The sequence below is a fragment of the Sphingomonas sp. AC449 genome (assembly GCF_979253475.1).
Genome location: NZ_CEEDCZ010000005.1, coordinates 24,959 through 42,591, shown reverse-complemented (window position 1 = coordinate 42,591; position 17,633 = coordinate 24,959). Strand labels below are relative to the sequence as shown.

General features: G+C 69.4%; 18 protein-coding genes. 17 read left to right on the top strand and 1 reads right to left on the bottom strand.

The genetic code is table 11. The features are described from left to right. Nucleotides 1–201 precede the first annotated feature (201 nt). The 8 genes from AC0CH3_RS10355 (at nt 202) to AC0CH3_RS10320 (ending at nt 6,467) form a co-directional block, all read left to right on the top strand. Entirely contained in the window at nt 202–852 is a 651-nt protein-coding gene (locus AC0CH3_RS10355; RefSeq protein WP_333995667.1) for a motility protein A, read from the top strand. Then, nucleotides 852–1,436, top strand: coding sequence for a hypothetical protein (locus AC0CH3_RS10350; protein ID WP_465237904.1), 585 nt, complete (start codon nt 852–854; stop codon nt 1,434–1,436). Before AC0CH3_RS10355 ends, AC0CH3_RS10350 begins: the two co-directional genes overlap by 1 nt. Further along, complete coding sequence (locus AC0CH3_RS10345; protein WP_443019369.1) at nt 1,436–1,963, top strand: flagella basal body P-ring formation protein FlgA; 528 nt, start codon at nt 1,436–1,438, stop codon at nt 1,961–1,963. Before AC0CH3_RS10350 ends, AC0CH3_RS10345 begins: the two co-directional genes overlap by 1 nt. Nucleotides 1,964–2,029: 66 nt before the next feature. Continuing rightward, nucleotides 2,030–2,383 (top strand): flagellar biosynthesis anti-sigma factor FlgM, encoded by a 354-nt coding sequence (flgM, locus tag AC0CH3_RS10340; RefSeq protein ID WP_465237848.1) that lies wholly within the window; start codon nt 2,030–2,032, stop codon nt 2,381–2,383. Then, nucleotides 2,370–2,687: a flagellar protein FlgN gene (locus tag AC0CH3_RS10335; protein ID WP_056018157.1), complete on the top strand. Its 318-nt coding sequence runs from the start codon at nt 2,370–2,372 to the stop codon at nt 2,685–2,687. Before flgM ends, AC0CH3_RS10335 begins: the two co-directional genes overlap by 14 nt. 72 nt (nt 2,688–2,759) lie before the next feature. Further along, a complete protein-coding gene (locus AC0CH3_RS10330) occupies nt 2,760–3,626 on the top strand; it encodes a hypothetical protein (protein WP_056018159.1) in 867 nt (288 codons plus the stop codon). 4 nt (nt 3,627–3,630) lie between these two features. Then, on the top strand, nt 3,631–5,691 hold the full coding sequence (gene flhA / locus AC0CH3_RS10325) for a flagellar biosynthesis protein FlhA (RefSeq protein WP_056018161.1): 2,061 nt from the start codon (nt 3,631–3,633) through the stop codon (nt 5,689–5,691). After that, nucleotides 5,688–6,467 carry a FliA/WhiG family RNA polymerase sigma factor gene (locus AC0CH3_RS10320; protein ID WP_465237847.1) on the top strand — a complete coding sequence of 260 codons (780 nt, stop codon included), beginning with the start codon at nt 5,688–5,690 and terminating at the stop codon, nt 6,465–6,467. Before flhA ends, AC0CH3_RS10320 begins: the two co-directional genes overlap by 4 nt. 605 nt (nt 6,468–7,072) lie before the next feature. Here the strand turns inward: AC0CH3_RS10320 and AC0CH3_RS10315 are convergent. Continuing rightward, nucleotides 7,073–8,101 carry a flagellin N-terminal helical domain-containing protein gene (locus tag AC0CH3_RS10315; protein WP_465237846.1) on the bottom strand — a complete coding sequence of 343 codons (1,029 nt, stop codon included), beginning with the start codon at nt 8,099–8,101 and terminating at the stop codon, nt 7,073–7,075. 243 nt (nt 8,102–8,344) lie between these two features. Here AC0CH3_RS10315 and AC0CH3_RS10310 point away from each other — a divergent pair, with 243 nt between their 5' ends. From AC0CH3_RS10310 to AC0CH3_RS10270, 9 genes are read left to right on the top strand one after another with little or no spacing between them, the layout of a single operon-like run. Continuing rightward, nucleotides 8,345–9,661: a sigma-54 interaction domain-containing protein gene (locus AC0CH3_RS10310; RefSeq protein ID WP_465237845.1), complete on the top strand. Its 1,317-nt coding sequence runs from the start codon at nt 8,345–8,347 to the stop codon at nt 9,659–9,661. Continuing rightward, nucleotides 9,658–10,020: a flagellar hook-basal body complex protein FliE gene (gene fliE, locus AC0CH3_RS10305; RefSeq protein WP_465237844.1), complete on the top strand. Its 363-nt coding sequence runs from the start codon at nt 9,658–9,660 to the stop codon at nt 10,018–10,020. The genes AC0CH3_RS10310 and fliE overlap by 4 nt, the downstream gene beginning before the upstream one ends. Before the next feature lie 4 nt (nt 10,021–10,024). After that, nucleotides 10,025–11,722 (top strand): flagellar basal-body MS-ring/collar protein FliF, encoded by a 1,698-nt coding sequence (gene fliF, locus AC0CH3_RS10300; RefSeq protein WP_465237843.1) that lies wholly within the window; start codon nt 10,025–10,027, stop codon nt 11,720–11,722. After that, nucleotides 11,722–12,726: a flagellar motor switch protein FliG gene (gene fliG / locus AC0CH3_RS10295; protein ID WP_465237842.1), complete on the top strand. Its 1,005-nt coding sequence runs from the start codon at nt 11,722–11,724 to the stop codon at nt 12,724–12,726. Before fliF ends, fliG begins: the two co-directional genes overlap by 1 nt. Continuing rightward, entirely contained in the window at nt 12,719–13,486 is a 768-nt protein-coding gene (locus AC0CH3_RS10290; RefSeq protein WP_465237841.1) for a FliH/SctL family protein, read from the top strand. The genes fliG and AC0CH3_RS10290 overlap by 8 nt, the downstream gene beginning before the upstream one ends. Continuing rightward, complete coding sequence (locus AC0CH3_RS10285) at nt 13,487–14,815, top strand: FliI/YscN family ATPase (protein ID WP_056018175.1); 1,329 nt, start codon at nt 13,487–13,489, stop codon at nt 14,813–14,815. Continuing rightward, on the top strand, nt 14,808–15,233 hold the full coding sequence (locus AC0CH3_RS10280) for a hypothetical protein (RefSeq protein ID WP_056018178.1): 426 nt from the start codon (nt 14,808–14,810) through the stop codon (nt 15,231–15,233). The genes AC0CH3_RS10285 and AC0CH3_RS10280 overlap by 8 nt, the downstream gene beginning before the upstream one ends. Nucleotides 15,234–15,267: 34 nt before the next feature. Then, nucleotides 15,268–16,974: a flagellar hook-length control protein FliK gene (locus AC0CH3_RS10275; RefSeq protein ID WP_465237840.1), complete on the top strand. Its 1,707-nt coding sequence runs from the start codon at nt 15,268–15,270 to the stop codon at nt 16,972–16,974. Between the two features lie 17 nt (nt 16,975–16,991). Beyond that, complete coding sequence (locus tag AC0CH3_RS10270) at nt 16,992–17,633, top strand: flagellar basal body-associated FliL family protein (protein ID WP_465237839.1); 642 nt, start codon at nt 16,992–16,994, stop codon at nt 17,631–17,633.

Sequence of the window (17,633 nt, the reverse complement as noted above, 5' to 3'; positions counted from 1 at the left end):
CGCCCGGCGGCAAGCGTGCGGCAACCGCACCGGCAACGCCTTGCCGCCCCGGAAGCCGCGGCGGCAAGCATGCCGGCAGCCATTCGTCCGACCGGCGCGCTGAAAGCAGATAACGAGGAAGACGCGCTATCGTCCTGTGCCATGGCGCACGTGAACTGGGCGCACGCGAACTGGCCCGGGCCTTGCAGAGATTCGCGGGACATGAACACGCTTGCCCATCTGATCGACCCAGCCGCGATCGCCATCGTCGGCGGTGGCACGATCCTCGCGGTCGCCTTGCGGACACCGCTGCGCGACCTCGTCCGTGCGCTCGCGGCGTTGAAGACGCTCGGTCGCGCCCGGCTCGAGGGCGACGCGCTGCTCCAGCAGATCGCGGCGCTCGGCCGTATCGCGCAGCGCCACGGCGCGATGGCGCTCGACCGCACGGTCATCGCCGATCCCGACATCGCCGCCGGCATCGCGGCGATCGTCGACGGCGCGACCTCCAGCGACATGGCGACGCTGCTCCAGCATCGCCGCCATGCGCGGATCGAGCGGCACGTCGCCGCCGCCGAGGTGTGGGCCGGCGCCGCCGAGGTCGCGCCGGCGATGGGCATGGTCGGCACGCTGATCGGGCTCGCGCGGATGTTCGCGACGATGAGCGATCCGACCGCGATCGGCGGCGCGATGGCGATCGCGCTGCTTGCGACACTTTATGGTGCGTTGCTCGCCAACCTCGTCTTCATGCCGATCGCCAACCGGCTGCGCGCACAGGGACGCAACGAGGCGTTCGAACGCGCACGGATCGAGGCGCCGCTGGTCGCGCTCGCCGCGCGCGAGGCGCCGCGCGCGCCGCTGATGAGTGTCGCGTGATGGTCGGCGAATATCCCGACCGCCAGCCGGGGCGGCCGCTCTGGCTGATCACGCTCGCGGACCTCGCGCTGCTGCTGGTCGGATTCTTCGTGCTGTTGCAGGCGACGCAGACCGCAGGGGATCGCCCCCTCGCGCCGCGCGCGCTCGCGGCCGGGTTGCGCGAGGGGTTCGGCGCGCCCGCCACCGCAACGGCGGCCACCGCAGCGGCTGAGGCCGTGCGACCAAGATCGCCAGTGCCGCCCGCGGCCCTGCCCGTTGCGGCGGCCGGCATGCTCGACTTCGCGGTCGGCTCGGCGGCTCTGCCGACATCGCCCGCAGCGCTGGCGGGGTGGGCGCGCGACGCGGTCCGCGATCCGCGCGTCCAGTTGACCGTGACCGGGTCGGTCGACGGCACGCCCGGCGATGTCGACCCCGTCACGCGCAGCGCGGCGATCCTCGCCTCCGACCGTGCGCGCGCCGTCGCCGCCGCGATCGCGCGCGTCGCCCCCGGACGCGTGACGCTCGCGACGTCGCCGACCACCGGCCGCCGCGCCGCCATCGTAACCCAAGCCTTTGTCGGCGAACCGCCAAGGACCCCCTCATGATGCTCGCCTTGTTGATGATCGCTGCCGGAGCACCGTCCGCCGGCTTCCAGGATATCGCCGCGCTCGATCGCTCGGTCTCGGCCTTTACCGGCCGCCCCACCGGCGCCGAGGGCGGTGCACGGACGTCGGTCGATTCGCGCTTGCGGCTTGCGACGTGCCCGACCGTCTCGATGTCGTGGCGGACCGAGGCGCATGATGCGGTCGTGGTCGCCTGTGCCGGACCCGCGTGGCGCATTTTCGTCCCCGTCATCCGGCCGGCAAATGCCCCCGCGCCGCAGCCGGGGGCCGCACCCGCCGGCGGATCGAGCGTCGCGTTCGTCGCCAAGGCGCCGCCCGTCATCCGTCGCGGCGATCCGATCGTGATCGAGGCCGGCACCGAGGGCTTCTCGATAAGCCGCGAGGGGGTCGCGATGGCCGATGCCGCGCCCGGCGCGCGCTTCATGGTCAAGGTCGACGACACGCGCACCCCCGTCCAGGCGATCGCCGTCGCGAGCGGCCGCGCGACGCTGCCCGGCTGGGCGAATTAATTTTGTTAAAGCTTTTGCGCATCCGGCCGTTTCCTCCTCTGTCAGCGAGAACCAGAGGGTGCAGACATGGTGGAATCGATCGGTGCGAAGCCGTTAACGGGCGGAGAGCGCAGCGTCGCGCGGATCGCCGCGACGATGCCAGCCGTGCAGACTGCAGTGCAGACTGGCGTACAGACGTCGGCGCAGATCGGGGCGCAGATCGGGGCACAGCCCGCGGCCCGGCAGGTCGACGCCAAGCCCTCCGCCACCTCGTCGATCGCGCTCGCGCAGACGATGGCCGCCGCCGCACCGATCAACGAGGCGCGCGTCGCCGCGGTCAAGAAGGCGGTCGCCAACGGCACCTTCCCAATCCTGCCCGCGACCATCGCCGACCGTCTTCTCGCCTTCAAACTGGAATGGGCCCCGCATGACAAGGCGTGACGCACTCGTCCGCGTGATCGACGCGCTGCACGCCGAGATCGCCGCGCTCAAATCGAACGACGTCAGCGCGCTCGAGCGTGCGACCGCGGCCAAGCTCGACGGCATCAGTGCGGTGGCGACGCTGGGGACCGGTCCCGCCGGCCCCGAGCTGCGCGAGCTCGCGGACGAGGCGAACCGCCTCAACGAGACCTGCCGCATCTATACCAACCTGATGGCGGCAAATGTTCGCCGCCGCCTGCAAACCTTGACCGGCGAGGGCGGCATTGCCGGCTATCGCCCGCGCATGGGCGCCGCCTACGCCTGATCGCGACGGTCGTGCGCGAACTGGCACGCCCCTTGCTGAGTAACGTCCTGAAACAGGGACATTACACGCGGGATGACCGTCAATCCTATCACTACCGGCCGGATCCAGTCCGCGATCGCGCTTGCGAGCAGCAAGACGGGCGTGGATTTCGGCTATCTGCTGGGCCAGGCAAAGCTCGAAAGCGGGCTTAACGCCAATGCCAAGGCGGGCACGTCGAGCGCGTCGGGCCTGTACCAGTTCATCGAACAGAGCTGGCTCGCGGTCGTCAAGAAGCACGGCGCCGAGCATGGTCTCGGCTGGGCGGCGGACAGCATCGGTCAGTCGTCGGGCGGGCATCTCGGCGTCGCGGATGCCGGCACGCGCCAGGCGATCCTCGCGCTGCGCAACGATCCCGCCGCCGCCTCGATGATGGCGGCCGAGCATGCGTCGGACAACAAGGACGCGCTCGAGGGCAAGCTCGGCCGCGCGGCGACCGGCACCGACCTCTACATGGCGCATTTCCTGGGGCTCGGCGGCGCGTCGAAGTTCCTGACGACGATGCAGTCCAATCCGGATGCGACCGGCGCCGCGCTGTTCCCCTCCGCCGCGCGCGCCAATCGCGGCGTCTTCTACGAACCCAACGGCAACCCGCGCTCGCTGTCGCAGATCTATGCGCGTTTCGCCGACAAGCTCGGCAGCGCCGCCGCAGGCGCGACCGGTTCGGCGACGACCGGCTCGGTCCGGTTCGCTGCGCAGGCGCTCGACATGGACGGCAGCACGGTCGTCACCGGCAACAACGAAAGCGCCGAGGACGCGCTCGCCTGGGCGACGTCGACGATGGGCCGGTTCGGCACCCGGAACGCGAGCTTCAATGCGGGCCAGAATTCGGCGAGCCTGCTCCGCCCGACGCCCGACACCGCGCGGCTCGCCTATCTGATGCTCGCAAAGATGGGGGGCTGAACCCATGAACCGCCTGCTCTCCAACGCGCGCGCGTCGGTCCTGCCGCTCGCGATCCTGATGCTCGTGCTCGTCATGGTCGTGCCGATCCCGGCGTTCATGCTCGACATCTTCTTCGTCGCGAACATCGCGATCAGCCTCGCGGTGCTGATGGTCGCCCTGAACGCGCAGAAGCCGCTCGATTTCTCCGCCTTCCCGACCGTGCTGCTGTTCGCCACGCTCTTCCGCCTCGGCCTCAACGTCGCCTCGACGCGTATCGTGCTCGTCCACGGCCATGAGGGCGAGAGCGCCGCGGGTCACGTCATCGAGGCGTTCGGGACGTTCCTGATCGGCGGCGATTACGTCGTCGGGATCTTCGTCTTCGCGATCCTGATGATCATCAACATGATCGTCGTCACCAAGGGCGCAGGGCGCGTCTCCGAGGTCAGCGCGCGCTTCACGCTCGACGCGCTGCCCGGCAAGCAGATGGCGATCGACGCCGATCTCAACGCCGGCCTCATCACCCCCGACGAGGCGAAGGCGCGCCGTATCGAGGTGTCCACCGAGGCCGATTTCTACGGCTCGATGGATGGCTCGTCGAAGTTCGTGAAGGGCGACGCGGTCGCGGCCATGCTGATCCTCGCCGCCAACATCATCGGCGGGCTGATCCTCGGGCCCGTCAGCCACGGCATGACGATCGCCGATGCCGCGCACAACTACATCCTGCTAGCGATCGGCGACGCGCTTGTCGCGCAGCTCCCCTCGCTGATGCTGTCGATCGCCGCTGCGTCGATCGTCACGCGCGTCACCTCGGACAAGGATCTCGCCGGCCAGATCGGCGGCCAGTTCGGTAGCCCCCGCACCTGGACGCCCGTCGCGGTGATCCTCGCGCTGCTCGGCGTCCTGCCCGGGATGCCGCACATGGTGATCCTGCCCGCCGCGGCGATCGCGGGGTTCGCGGCCTGGAAGCTGCGCCAGATCGAGCGTCGCCCCGCCCCCGTCGTCATCGCCCCCGTCGAGGCGATCGACCAGTCGAAGATCGGCTGGGACGAGGTCACCGACGGCATGCAGGTCAATCTCGACATCGGCTACGGCCTCGTCCCGCTGGTCGACGACCGCCGCGGATCGCCGCTGATGGGGCGCATCACCGGCGTCCGCCGCCAGCTGTCGAAGGAACTGGGCTTCGTCATCCCGCAGGTCCGCGTCCGCGACGACATCAACCTTGCGCCCTATGTCTACCGCATCATCGTCAACGGCGTCGTCGTCGGCGAGGACACCGTGTCGCCCGACGACATGCTCGCGCTCGACACCGGCCAGGCGTTCGGCTCGCTGATCGGCAAGACCACCAAGGATCCGACCTTCGGGCTCGACGCGACCTGGATCTCGACTGCGGACGCCGATGCGGCGACCGGGGCTGGCTATCTCGTCGTCGATCCCGGCACCGTGGTCGCGACGCATCTCAACCACATGCTCGGCCAGAACGCGTCCGAGCTGCTCGGCCCCGACGAGGTCCAGGCGCTGCTCGACGGGCTGAAGGAGCGCGCGACCCAGCTCGTCACCGCGCTCGCGCCGATCCCGATCACCACGCTGACGCAGGTCCTCAAGGGCCTGCTCGCCGAGAACATTCCGCTCAAGGAATTCCGCAGCATCGCCGCCGCGATCGCAGTCGCCGCCCAGCGCAGCCAGGATGCCGAGGAGATCATCGAACTGATCCGCCCGCGTCTCGGCGCGCTGATCATCCAGAAGCTGTGCGGGATGCGCGAGCCGCTCCGCGTGATGACGCTCGAGGGGCATCTCGAAGGGCTGCTCGGCCAGGCGATGCGCGCCGACCAGTCGCGCCGCCACGTCATCGAACCCGATCTGGGCCGCCGCATCGTCGAGGCGCTGCAGAGCGCCGCGCAGCCGCTGATCGCCGAGGCCAAGCCGTTCGCGCTGGTCGTCCAGCCCGCGATCCGCCTTGCGATCCGCAAGCTGGTCCGCACCTGCCTGCCCGACACGCCGGTCATGTCGTTCTTCGAAGTGCCCGAGGACAAGGCGGTCGAGGTCGTCGCGGTCATCGGCGCACCGCAGCAGGCGCTGGCCGCATGAGCGCCGAACCGATGACGGCCGCGTTCGACAACGCCCGCCCCGCGCGCGCCGGCGAAATCCCGGCGGGGCCGCTCACCTATCGCCCCCAGCAACGCCCCGGCGGCGACCCCGACCAGCTCGTCAAACAGCATCTCGCGATGGTTCGCAGGATCGCGTGGCACGTGCATGGCAGCATGAGCAGCATCGTCGAGGTCGAGGACCTCGTGCAGGTCGGCCTCGTCGCGCTGGTCGAGGCGGCGGCCGGCTTCGAGGAGCGCGGCACGCCCTTCAAGGCCTATGTCGCGACCCGCCTGCGCGGCGCGATGATCGACGAACTGCGGCGCCAGGCGACGACGACGCGCGGTGCGATGCGCCGCCGCCGCCAATATGCCGACGCCATTTCCACGCTCACCGCCCAGACGGGCAAGGCCCCGGGAGAAAACATGATCGCCCAGCATATCGGCGTCAGCATCGACAAGCTGCGCAGCGACTATGTGACCGCGGACGCGATCCGGTTCGATTCGATCGACGAGGTCTATGCCGACGACATGCCGTGGTTCGCCGACGATACGCCCGACGCGTTCGAACAGCTCGCCGACAGCGACCTGCGCGACGCGTTGATCGCCGCGATCACCGCGCTGCCCGAACGCGAGGCGCAGGTGATCCAGCTTTATTATGTCGAGGAGATGAACCTCGAGGAGATCGGCGCGGTCTTCGACATCGGCGCCGCGCGCGTCTGCCAGATCAAGGCATCCGCGCACGCCAAACTGAAACGCGCGCTGGCGCGGAAAGTCTGAGCCACGGCAATCGGCGGCCCCGTATCTGTATCGGCAGGGCCGAGGCCCGCACCGGTTCCTTCGCTGCATTGTGAGACTTGACGGGTCGAGCGACCGCTCCCCGTCGTCATCCTGACCCTCATCCTCATCCTCATCCTCATCCTCATCCTGACCAAGGCCGGGCTATTGCACCGTGCCCGGGGCGACGAAGGGATCGCAGAGCCATCGCTATCCCAGTCCACGGTCGCCCCGACGTTGCCCCCGGTATTCGGCGGGGCGCCCGGCGGTCTGCATCGGCGAGCGTTTCGCGTGCGCCGAGCCGGCTACCCCGAAAACCGTCCGTCATCCTGACGAAAGTCAGGACCCAGAGCCAAGACCGGCACCGCGTGTAATCCTGGGTCCTGACTTTCGTCAGGATGACGAGGACGGATAGGTGGTCATGAATAGGTAGCCACGGAGAGACGGCGGCGGATAAGCGACTACAGACAAATGCCCCGCCCGCCCCTCGCCCCGACGCACAAAAACCCCGGTGGCCAAAAGCCACCGGGGTCTGCGCATCCCGTTGCCGGGACGGTCCGACTGGCGCCGACACCCACATGGGGGGCGGTGCCGGCGCCGGGATCGGATTACTGAAGCAGCTTCAGCACGCCCTGCTGGCTCTGGTTCGCCTGTGCGAGCATCGCGGTCGACGCCTGGCTCAGGATCTGCGCCTTGGCGAGCGCCTGCGTTTCGGCCGAGAAATCGGCGTCCTCGATGCGGCTCTTCGCATCCGACAGATTGGTGATGTTCGTCGTCAGGTTGTTTACCACCGATTCGAGGCGGCTCTGACCAGCACCCAGCGAAGCTCGTGTCGTATTGACGGCAGTCAAAGCGGCATCAAGCGTGGCCAATGCGTCTTTGGCGGTGACGGCGGAACCTACCGAGATACCATTCGCGATGCCATCAGGACCGGCTGGGACATAGAAGGTGTCGTCAGCCTCAAGAGTCTTTTCGGTTCCGATATCTTCCTTCGTTACAAGAACGCCGGCAATCGTAGCTTCGTAGGCTACATCCTCTGCCGTCACCGTACGCTTTGTGCCAATGAGCGGATCGTTCGCGCCCAGCGGATCGCTCAAGCCAGCGTCAACAGTGCCTGCGGTTACGGTACCGCTCACCGGCACCAGATTGAGCTGGCTCACGGTCAGGCTTACCTGATCCGTAGAATTGGCACCCGTCTGGATCTGAACGCTATTTGCCCGCGTGGCATTGAATACGGAAACGCCGTTGAATTGCGTCTGCGAGATGTTGACGAGCTGCTTCTGAAGTTCGGCAACCTCGGTCTGCATGTTGGTGCGATCGGCATTCTGATACGTACCGGAAGCCGACTGAACGGCGAGTTCGCGCATACGTTGCAGGATGTTGGTAGCCTCGCCGAGAGCGCCATCGGCAGTCTGTGCCAAAGCGATGCCATCGTTAGCATTGCGAACGGCCTGGCTCATCCCCTTGATCTGTGCATTCATCGACGACGAAATGGCGAGGCCGGCGGCGTCGTCCTTGGCCGAATTGATACGCTTGCCGGTCGACAGACGCTCCATCGCAGTCGACAGCTGCGAATTCGCGCTCATCGACGCATTGGCGGCGCGCAGCGACGAGATGTTGGTCCCGATAACAGTCATGAGTGATCTCCTTCATGCCGGCTATCCCGCCGCCCCCATGGCGAAGGACCGAGCCGTCAGGATGGGTAACGGCCGCCCCGCGCTGGGCTTTAGGAAAAAAATCTGCGCCTCGCGCACCGGCGTGGCGCGCTCCCGTACACGCGCGCGCGAACGCGCCCGGAAATAGTTTGCCGCGATGCGGCACGATTTAACCGGGAATTTACCAGCAAGGCCGCATTCCCCGAATCGTCACAGGGGGACTTCATGCGTTCGATCTTTCCATCTGCCGCCGTCACGGCGCGCAAATACGCGCTGGTCTCGTCGCTGCGCGCGCAGGGCTTCGGGATCGGATCGCTCGAGACCGCCCAGCCGGGTGCGAACGACCTGTTCCTGGTCGCCGAGGGCGAGGCGGTCGCCTACCCCGCGCGCACCGTGGTGATCGGTTCCGAAGGCCGCCACGTGACCCCGTCGCGCAACGGTACGCCCGCGCGGATCAGCTTCGCCCCCGAGGACACCGCGGTCGGCAACGGCTTTGCCCGCGCGCTGATCGGCGGGCCCGACATGCCGACCGCCGCCGACCCCGAATCGCTCGCGCTGCTGGCCCTTGCCGAGCGCGTCGCCGCCGCTGACATCACCGTGCTGATCAACGGCCCGACCGGCACTGGCAAGGAAGTGCTCGCCCGCGGGATCCACAATGGCTCGCCGCGCAAGGACGGCCCGTTCATCGCGATCAACTGCGCCGCCCTCCCCGAATCGATGCTCGAGGCGATGCTGTTCGGTCATCAGAAGGGCGCGTTCACCGGCGCGTCGTCGGGCGGCGAAGGCTTTTTCCGCGCCGCGAACGGCGGCACGATCCTGCTCGACGAGATCGCCGAGATGCCGCTGACGCTCCAGGCCAAGCTGCTCCGCGTGCTGCAGGAGCGCGAGGTCGTGCCGCTCGGCGCGACCGTGCCGCAGCCGATCGACGTCCGCGTCGTCGCGTGCGCCAACCGCGATCTGCAGGGCGAAGTCGCCGCCGGCCGGTTCCGCGCCGATCTCTATTACCGGCTCGCGGTCTTCCCGCTGTCGACCAAGTCGCTCGCCGAGCGGCCGCAGGATATCCCCGCGCTCGCCGCGACGATGATCCTGCGCCACGCCGGCAACCGCAACGTCATCCCCTGGCCCTCGCGCGAGGCGATCGAGCAGCTGATGCTGCACGACTGGCCGGGCAATGTCCGCGAGCTCGAAAACGTGATCCAGCGCGCGCTGCTGTTCTGCGGCGGCGACACGATCGAGGCGAGCCACATCCTGTTCGACCGTCCCGTCACGATGACCTTCGCGCCGCGCACCGCCCCGGTCGCGCTGACGGTCGCGCCGCCGGTCGCGGTCGCCGCCGACACGCCCATCGACACGCCGACCGATACGCTCGGCAACATCGTCCAGATGAGCGAGTTCGCCGCGATCCGCGAGACGCTGAAGGCGTGCGGCGGCAGCCGGATCGAGACCGCGCGCCGCCTCGGCATCTCGGAGCGCACGCTGCGCTACCGTCTCGCCAAGGCGCGCGAGCAGGGTGAGGACTTCGCCCGCGTGATGTCGGCATGAGCGGCGTCAGCGGGATCAGCGGCGGCGCGATGAGCGTCGACCGCGTCATGGCGCTGCGCTCGCAGATCCTCGAGCGCAACCAGGCGCTCGCGCGTGCCAGCCAGACCGGCCCGACCGTCGCGCCGACCGAGGCCAAACCCGTCAGCTTCGGCGACACGATGGAAACCGCGCTGAAGAGCGTGAACGAGGGCCAGACGCAGGCCGCCAAGCTCAGCGAAAGCTATGAGCGCGGCGAGACCGTCGACATCGCCAAAGTGATGCTCGCGCGCCAGCAGGCCTCGGTCGGGTTCGAGGCGACGCTTCAGGTCCGCAACAAACTCCTGTCCGCCTACAAGGACATCATGAGCATGCCGGTGTAATGATATGAGCACTGCCCTCATCCCCGCTTCGCCGGCCAATGGCTCGGGTCTTCCCGAGAAATTCGCCAACCCGCTCAACCAGATCAAGACCGCGTTTGCGCAGCCGGCCGTGCGCCGCTCGCTGCCGATGGTGCTGATGATCGGCCTGATCGCCGCCGCCGCGCTCGCGTGGATGACGCTGTCGTCGCCGACGCAGAAGACGCTGTTCACCAACCTGCCCGATGCCGACAAGGCTGCGGTCACGTCCGCGCTGTCGACCGCGAACATCAAGAGCCGGATCGACGATTCGACGGGTTCGCTGACGGTCGCCGAGGAGGATTATTCGCGCGCCCGGATGCTGCTCGCGGGTCAGGGCCTGCCCAAGGCGGCACCCGGCGGCTACGCGATCCTCGACCAGCTGCCGATGGGCGTCAGCCGCGCGGTCGAGGGCGAACGCCTGCGCCAGGCGCGCGAATCCGAACTCGCGCGCTCGATCCAGGAGATCGACGCGGTCGCCGAGGCGCGCGTCCATCTCGCCACGCCCGAAGCGTCGGTGTTCGTCCGCGACAACGCCGCCCCCTCGGCGTCGGTGATCCTCAAGCTGCAGGGCGGCCGGTCGCTGAGCGACGCGCAGGTCGCCTCGATCATCAACCTCGTCGCCTCGTCGGTGCCCGGCATGAAGCCCGATTCGGTGACGATCGTCGACCAGATGGGCGCACTGCTTACCAAGCCCGACGGCAGCGACGGCGTCGGTGCGGCAGGCGACAAGCGGATCGAGATCCAGCGCCGCGTCGAGGACAAATATCGCGCGCAGCTGACCCAGTTGCTCACGCCGCTGGTCGGTGCGGGCAACTTCACCGCCGAGGTCCAGGCCGACGTCAATCTCGACGAGACTCAGGCGACGCGCGAAAGCTATGACAAGCAGGGCGTCCTGCGCGCCGAGACGGGCAACTGGACGGGCAACCAGAAGGACGGCGCCGCGACGCCGGGCGGGATTCCGGGGGCGCTGAGCAACACGCCGCCTCCTGCCAGCACGCTGCAGCAGCCACAGCCCGCGACCGGCAACCCCGGCACGCCGCAGCCCGTCGCCGGGGGCCCCGCGCCCGACGCGATGAAGCAGTCCGACCAGTATCAGCGCGCCTATGACCTGGGTCGCGAAGTGTCGGTGACGCGCGCGACGCCGGGCAGCGTGAAGCGCCTGTCGGTCGCGGTGCTGCTGCGCGATCCCGACAAGACGCGCCGCACCGCGATGGAGATCAACCAGATCACCGATCTCGTGAAAAGCGCGGTCGGCTTCGACCAGGGTCGCAACGACAACGTCACCGTCATCAGCCGCAAGTTCGCCGGCGCGGATGCGACGGCGGATGCCGGCCCCGCCTGGTACGACAATGCCTGGCTGCCGGTGCTGGCGCGCAACGGGACCGCGATCGTCATCGCGCTGCTCGTCCTGCTGCTCGGCGTGCGGCCGATCGCCAAGGCGCTGATGAAGAAGCGCGAGGATGCCGCCCCGCGTCCCGCCTTCGGCCAGGCGATCGAGGGCGCCGACGGCGAGGCCGCCGAGGGGCTGGGCGGTCCGGTCGTCGCCGCGCCGGTCAGCCTCGACCAGCTCGAGAGCACGCGCGGCTATGACCAGCGGATCGGCGCGGTGCGCGGCTTCACGCGCGACAACCCGACGCGCGCCGCGCTCGCCGTGCGCGACATGATCAAGGCGGACGCACGCTGATGGAAGGCTTGCGCACCTATACCGGCGTCGAACGCGCCGCCGTGCTGATGATGCTGGTCGGCGAGGAGGAAGCCGCGGCGATCCTCCAGAAGCTCGAACCCGAGGAGGTCCGCCAGCTCGGCGCGGCGATGTTCAAGGTCGCCGACGTGTCCGAGCAGGAGGTCGAGACCGTGCTCGACGATTTTGTCGACCGCGCGCGCGAGCGCACCGCGATCGGGTTCGACCCGCGCCCCAAGATCGAGGCGGTGATGAACCGCGCGCTCGGCCCCGAAAAGGCCGAGAGCGTGCTCGCGCGGATCACGCCGGCCGAGGCGGCGTGCGAGCTCGAACTGCTCGACTGGCTCGACGCGAGCGAGATCGCGGCGATGATCGAGAAGGAGCATCCGCAGATCGCCGCGGTGCTGATCGCCAATCTCGATGCGTCGGTCGGCGGCCAGGTGCTCGAGCTGATGCCCGACGCGGTCCAGCCCGACATCCTCCACCGCATCGCGCGGCTCGGGCCGATCACCCCCGAGGCGGTCGACACGCTGCGCACGCTGCTCGCCAACCGCACCGGCACCGGGTCGAGCGGCCAGGGCGTGACGCTGGGCGGCACGCGCGAGGCGGCGAAGATCCTGTCGGGCGCACGCAAGGCGACCGAACAGCGCGTCATGCCCAAATTGTTCAAGATCGACCGCGACGTCGCCAAGGCGATCGAGGAGGCGATGTTCGTGTTCGACAACCTGCTCGAGCTCGACGACAAGAATCTGGGCACGCTGATCCGCAACGTCGATGGCGAGATCCTGACCAAGTCGCTCAAGGGCGTCGACGAGGCGGTGCGCAACCGTTTCCTCGGCTGCATGTCGGCGCGCGCCGCCGACGGCATCCGCGACGAGATGGAGGCGCGCGGGCCGATGAAGCTCGCCGAGGTGCTCGAGGCGCAGAAGGCGATGATCGCGATCGCGCGCGGGCTCGCCAAGGACGGCACGATCATGATGGGTGGAGGCGAGGACGACTATGTCTAGTTTCGTCGCCGGCTTTGCCGCCCGTCATGACAATGCGGCCCAGCTGCTCGCGAGCGCGTTTGCGCCGCCGATGGGGTTCGCCCCCGCCGACATCCGCGACCGGGCCGCGCCCTCGCCGCGCCGCGCGAGCGGTTTCGCGCCACAGGCCGCCACCCCGTCCGCACCTGTGCCCCCCCCCACCGGCCCGAAGCATTTCAGCCCGGCCGACAAGGACAGCAACCCGACCGAGGGCTGGGATCCGCTCGATCCGGCCAGCGAGACCGAGAGCTTTCTCGATCCGCTCGCGGCGGCGCATGCCGCGGGCTATGCCGAGGGTCTCGCCGCCGCCGCGGCCGTGACGCAGGGCAATGCCGCGCGCGATCAGGCGCTGCTCGCCGGCCTCGCCGCCGCGCTCAACACCGACCGGGTCGATCGCGATCGCGTCGCGATGCAGCTGCGCCAGACCGTGCTGCTGCTCGTCGGCAAGCTGGTCGGCGAGATCGGCATTGCGCCCGACCTGCTCGCGGGCCGGATCGAGGCCGCGACCGATCTTCTCGCCGATTCGGCCGAGGCGGCGTTGCTGCGCGTCAATCCCGAGGATGTCGCGCTGATCGACGGCAAGCTCCCCAAGTCGATCTTCGCGGCGGGCGATGCGAGCGTCGCGCGCGGCAGTTTCGTGCTCGAAAGCGCGTCGACGATCGTCGAGGACGGCCCCGCCATGTGGCTCGACCAGCTGGCCAGCGCGATCGACCGCGTCGCCGTTCCCAAAAAGGCCGCCTGAGTGCTGAACCGCTTTACTGCCGACTATCTCGAAACGCTCGGCAACGCCGATTTCGTCGCCGCGCCCAAGGTCTCGGGCCGGCTCGCCTCGTTCGACGGGCTGTTGATGGAAGCGGTCGGCCTGACACTTCCCGTCGGGACGGTGTGCACGGTGGGCGAGGGATCCGCCAGCGTCGAGGCCGAGGTGATCGGCTTTCGCAACGGCCGCACGCTGTTGATGAACCTCGGCGGCCCCGCCGCGCTGCTGCCGCGTGCGCCGGTCAAGCCGATCGGTGCGCCGGGCGAGGCCGAGGTCGGCGCAGCGCTGCTCGGTCGCGTCGTCGACGGCGCGGGCAAGCCGATCGACGGGCTCGGCCCGATCCGCGGCGCCGGACGCTGGCCGATCGCGGGCAAGCTGCAATCGCCGCTCGACCGCGGCCGCGTGCGCACGCCGATGGACGTCGGCGTGCGCGCGATCAACGGGCTGCTGACGATCGGCCAGGGCCAGCGCGTCGGCATCATGGCGGGCTCGGGCGTCGGCAAGTCGGTGCTGCTCGGCATGATCGTCCGCGCCGCGCAGGCCGACGTGATCGTCATCGGCCTGATCGGCGAGCGCAGCCGCGAGGTCGCCGACTTTCTCGAGACCAAGGTCGCGGGCGCCGCGCGCGCGCGCTCGGTCGTCGTCGCGGTGCCCGCCAATCACTCGCCCGTGCTGCGCATCCGCGGCGCACTGCGCGCCACCGCGATCGCGGAAGGCTTTCGCGCCGAGGGCAAGCAGGTCCTGCTCATCATGGATTCGCTGACCCGCGTCGCGCATGCCGGCCGCGAGATCGGCCTCGCGCTCGGCGAACCCGCTTCCGCGCGCGGCTATCCGCCGTCGGCGATCGCGATGCTGCCCAACCTGATCGAGCGTGCGGGCGTCGACGTTCACACCGGCGGGTCGATCACCGCGATCTACACCGTGCTCGCGGACGGCGACGACGGCAACGACCCGGTCGTCGATTCGGCGCGCTCGATCCTCGACGGGCATATCGTGCTGAGCCGCCAGCTCGCCGAGCGCGGCGTCTATCCCGCGATCGACATCGGCCCCTCGGTCAGCCGCGTGATGACCGACATCGCCGACGGCGCGCATGTCCGCGCCGCGCGCGTGCTGCGTCGCAATCTGGCGACCTACGAGGAGAATCGCGACCTCGTGCTGATGGGCGCCTATCGCGCGGGCGCCGACCCGGCGATCGACAATGCGATCGCGTGTCACGGCGCGATCATGGAATATATCCGCCAGGATGCGGACGAAAAGGTGTCGCTCGACGATGCCGTCGCCGAGCTGATCGGCGTGTTCGGCAATGGCTGATGCGCGCGCGAAGACGCTCGCCCGGATCCACCGCGTCCGGACGCTCCAGCTCGGGCTGATCCGCGCCGACGAGGCGCGCGCGCACGACAAGTTCGCGAGCGAATCGGCCTTGTCCGCGCGCATCTCGAGCCTCGCCGCCGCGGTCGCCCCCACCCCCGAGGTCGCGGTCGCGGTTTCGCTCGGCGCGTCGGCGCACTACCGCGAACGCCTCCAGCAATCCGCCGATGCGGCGATCGAACGCGTCCGCTCCGCCGAATATCAGGTCGAGCGCGCGAGCGACGCGACGCGGTCCGCCAAGCGCGACCAGAGCGCGGTCGAAAAGCTCATCGTCCGCGCGCAGGCCGATGCCGCACTCCGCGAACTCCGCGCGCTCGAAGACGCGCCCTCGGTCCGAAAGATCCGGCACGATCCTTGCTGAGCACGGTGCGAGACGTCCGCATCCGAGAGACCGCATGATCCAGCCCGCGCTAGTGTCCCTGCCGAGCATTGCCCCCGCCGCCACGCCACGCACGGCGGGCAGCGACGGCGCGGGCGATTTCGGCGGGACGCTTGCGACGCTGCTGGGGTCGGGAACGGTGGACACCGCCATTCCCGGCATTGCCGTCCCGAGCAGCGCCGCCCCGAGCAGCCCCGTCCCGAGCAGCCCCGTCCCGGCCAGCACAATCACTTCGCCGATGATCGACGGCCTCATCCGGCAGCCCCCCGCCGTAACCGGCAAGGCCTTGCCGGTCACGGGGCCCGTGGTCGCGACGCGGGCGCTGCCGATGTTGCCCGAGCACGCCGCGATCGCACCGATCGGCGTCACGTCCCCGACAGCCGCTATTATCCTCGCAACTCCGCTGCCTGCAACGCCGCTGCCTGCGGGCCCACTGCGTGCGAGATCGCTATCCGCCCCGGATCTCCTGCCCCAGGAGCCGTCGGCGGTCGACGACGCCAGCGATACGCTGCTGACCCCGCGTCCCGCCCCACAGCCCGCCCCGAACCTGGCACCAACTCCGACCGGACAGGTGATGCTTCCACGTCGGGCTGCACGGCTCAGCGTGCCAGGCGATGATCGTCCGGACGTGCCGGCAGAGGCGGAGGATGCGGACGACGCCGGGACACCCGCCCCGCCGCTCGCCATGCAGGAGGTCATCCCGGCGGCTCCGCTGGTCCCCGCGGTCCTTATCCCGGTCCCCGTCGCGGTCGCGGACAATGACGCGATGCCGCGCGCCGGCGACGGACCGGGCAACATCCCGCGCGCGGTGGCTGGCGCCTCTGTGGCCATTGCCGCACCTGTTCCGCTTGCGAACCGCGACCCAAGCATTGCGCAGTCTCCGATGGGCGACACCCGGCCGCCCGATGCCGTCATCCCGACGGCGACCTCGAACGCAGTCCCCTCGCCCCTGCCCACCTCGACACCAGCCGCGACGCCGGAGCGATACGGCTTCGCGCACCTCCATGGTCTCGTCGAATCGCGCATCGATGTTGGCGGCGGTTCAGCGCGAGCGGCCCCCGCCCCCGACCTTCCGCCGCGATGGTCGACGCAGGACACGGCCCCGTCGAGAACCATCGTCGCGCAGCAGCCGCTTACGCTGGCCGTACAGCCCCCACCCGGCACCGTCGCATCGGCGGCGCATGTGTTCGGCGCGGCGATCCAGGCGGCGGCGCACGGTCGCGACGAGCCGGCGGATACGCCAGCGATCGGCCCCCTCGCCGCACCGGTGGCAACGCCCGCCATCGCGTCGATCGCGCATGCCGATCCGCAGGCGCCGCTCGACATGCGCCACGAGCGTTGGCCGACCGCGATGATCGAGCGAATCGAGGTGCTGCGCGATGCGGCGAATGCGACCGATACGCGGATCCGGCTGATCCCCGACGCGCTGGGCGCGATCGACGTATCGGTGCGCAAGGACGGCGACACGCTCCACGTCCACTTCAACGCCGAGCAGGCCGTGACGCGGACCCTGTTGCAGGATGCGCAGCCGCGACTCGCCGACCTCGCGGACGCGCGCGGGCTGAAGCTTTCGCAGAGCGCCGTCGAGACCGGCGCGGGCACCGGCCAGCACCAGCAGCGCGCCGCGACTCCGCAGCCGCAGCAGCAGCCCTCCGCGCCCGCGCGACGGCCGCGCGCCGATGGCGGCGCCGACATCGATTCCACCGACACACGCCTCGCGTGAACTGAAGGACCCCGCTGATGAGCGACACGACTGACACCCCCGCCGCGGCCGACGCGAAGGGCAAGAAGAAAGGCAAGCTGGGCAAGATGCTGATCGGGGGCGTCGCGCTGCTGGTGCTCGTCGGCGGCGGCGTCGGCGCGGGCGTCTATGCGTCCAGCGCCGGGCTGATCGGTGGCGGGCACGGCGCTGCGGCCGACGACGGCAAGCCCAAGCTGGTTCCGAAAAGCGAGCAGAAGCCCGCGTCCGCCGAGGGCGAAGGCGGCGGTCATGGCGGCGGCGAGGACGAGGCCCCGGCGGACGATCACGGCATGGCCACGCCCAAGGGCGGCGGCGGCGATCGTTATGCGTCGACCTATTTCGCGATGGAGAAGGAGTTCACCTCCAACCTCCAGGATTCGTCGCATTTCGTCCAGGTCGGCGTCGCGGTGTCGACGCCGTACGACAAGACCGTCATCGAGCACCTCAAGACCAACGAGATAGCGGTGCGTTCGGCGATCCTGATGACGCTCGGCGAGGCGACCGAGGAACAGGTCTTCACCGCCGACGGCAAACGCCGTTTGCAGAAGCAGCTGGCCAAATCGATCAACGACACGCTCACGCAGAAGGAAGGATTCGGAGGGATCGGTAACGTTTACTTTACCAGTTTTGTTGTTCAGTGA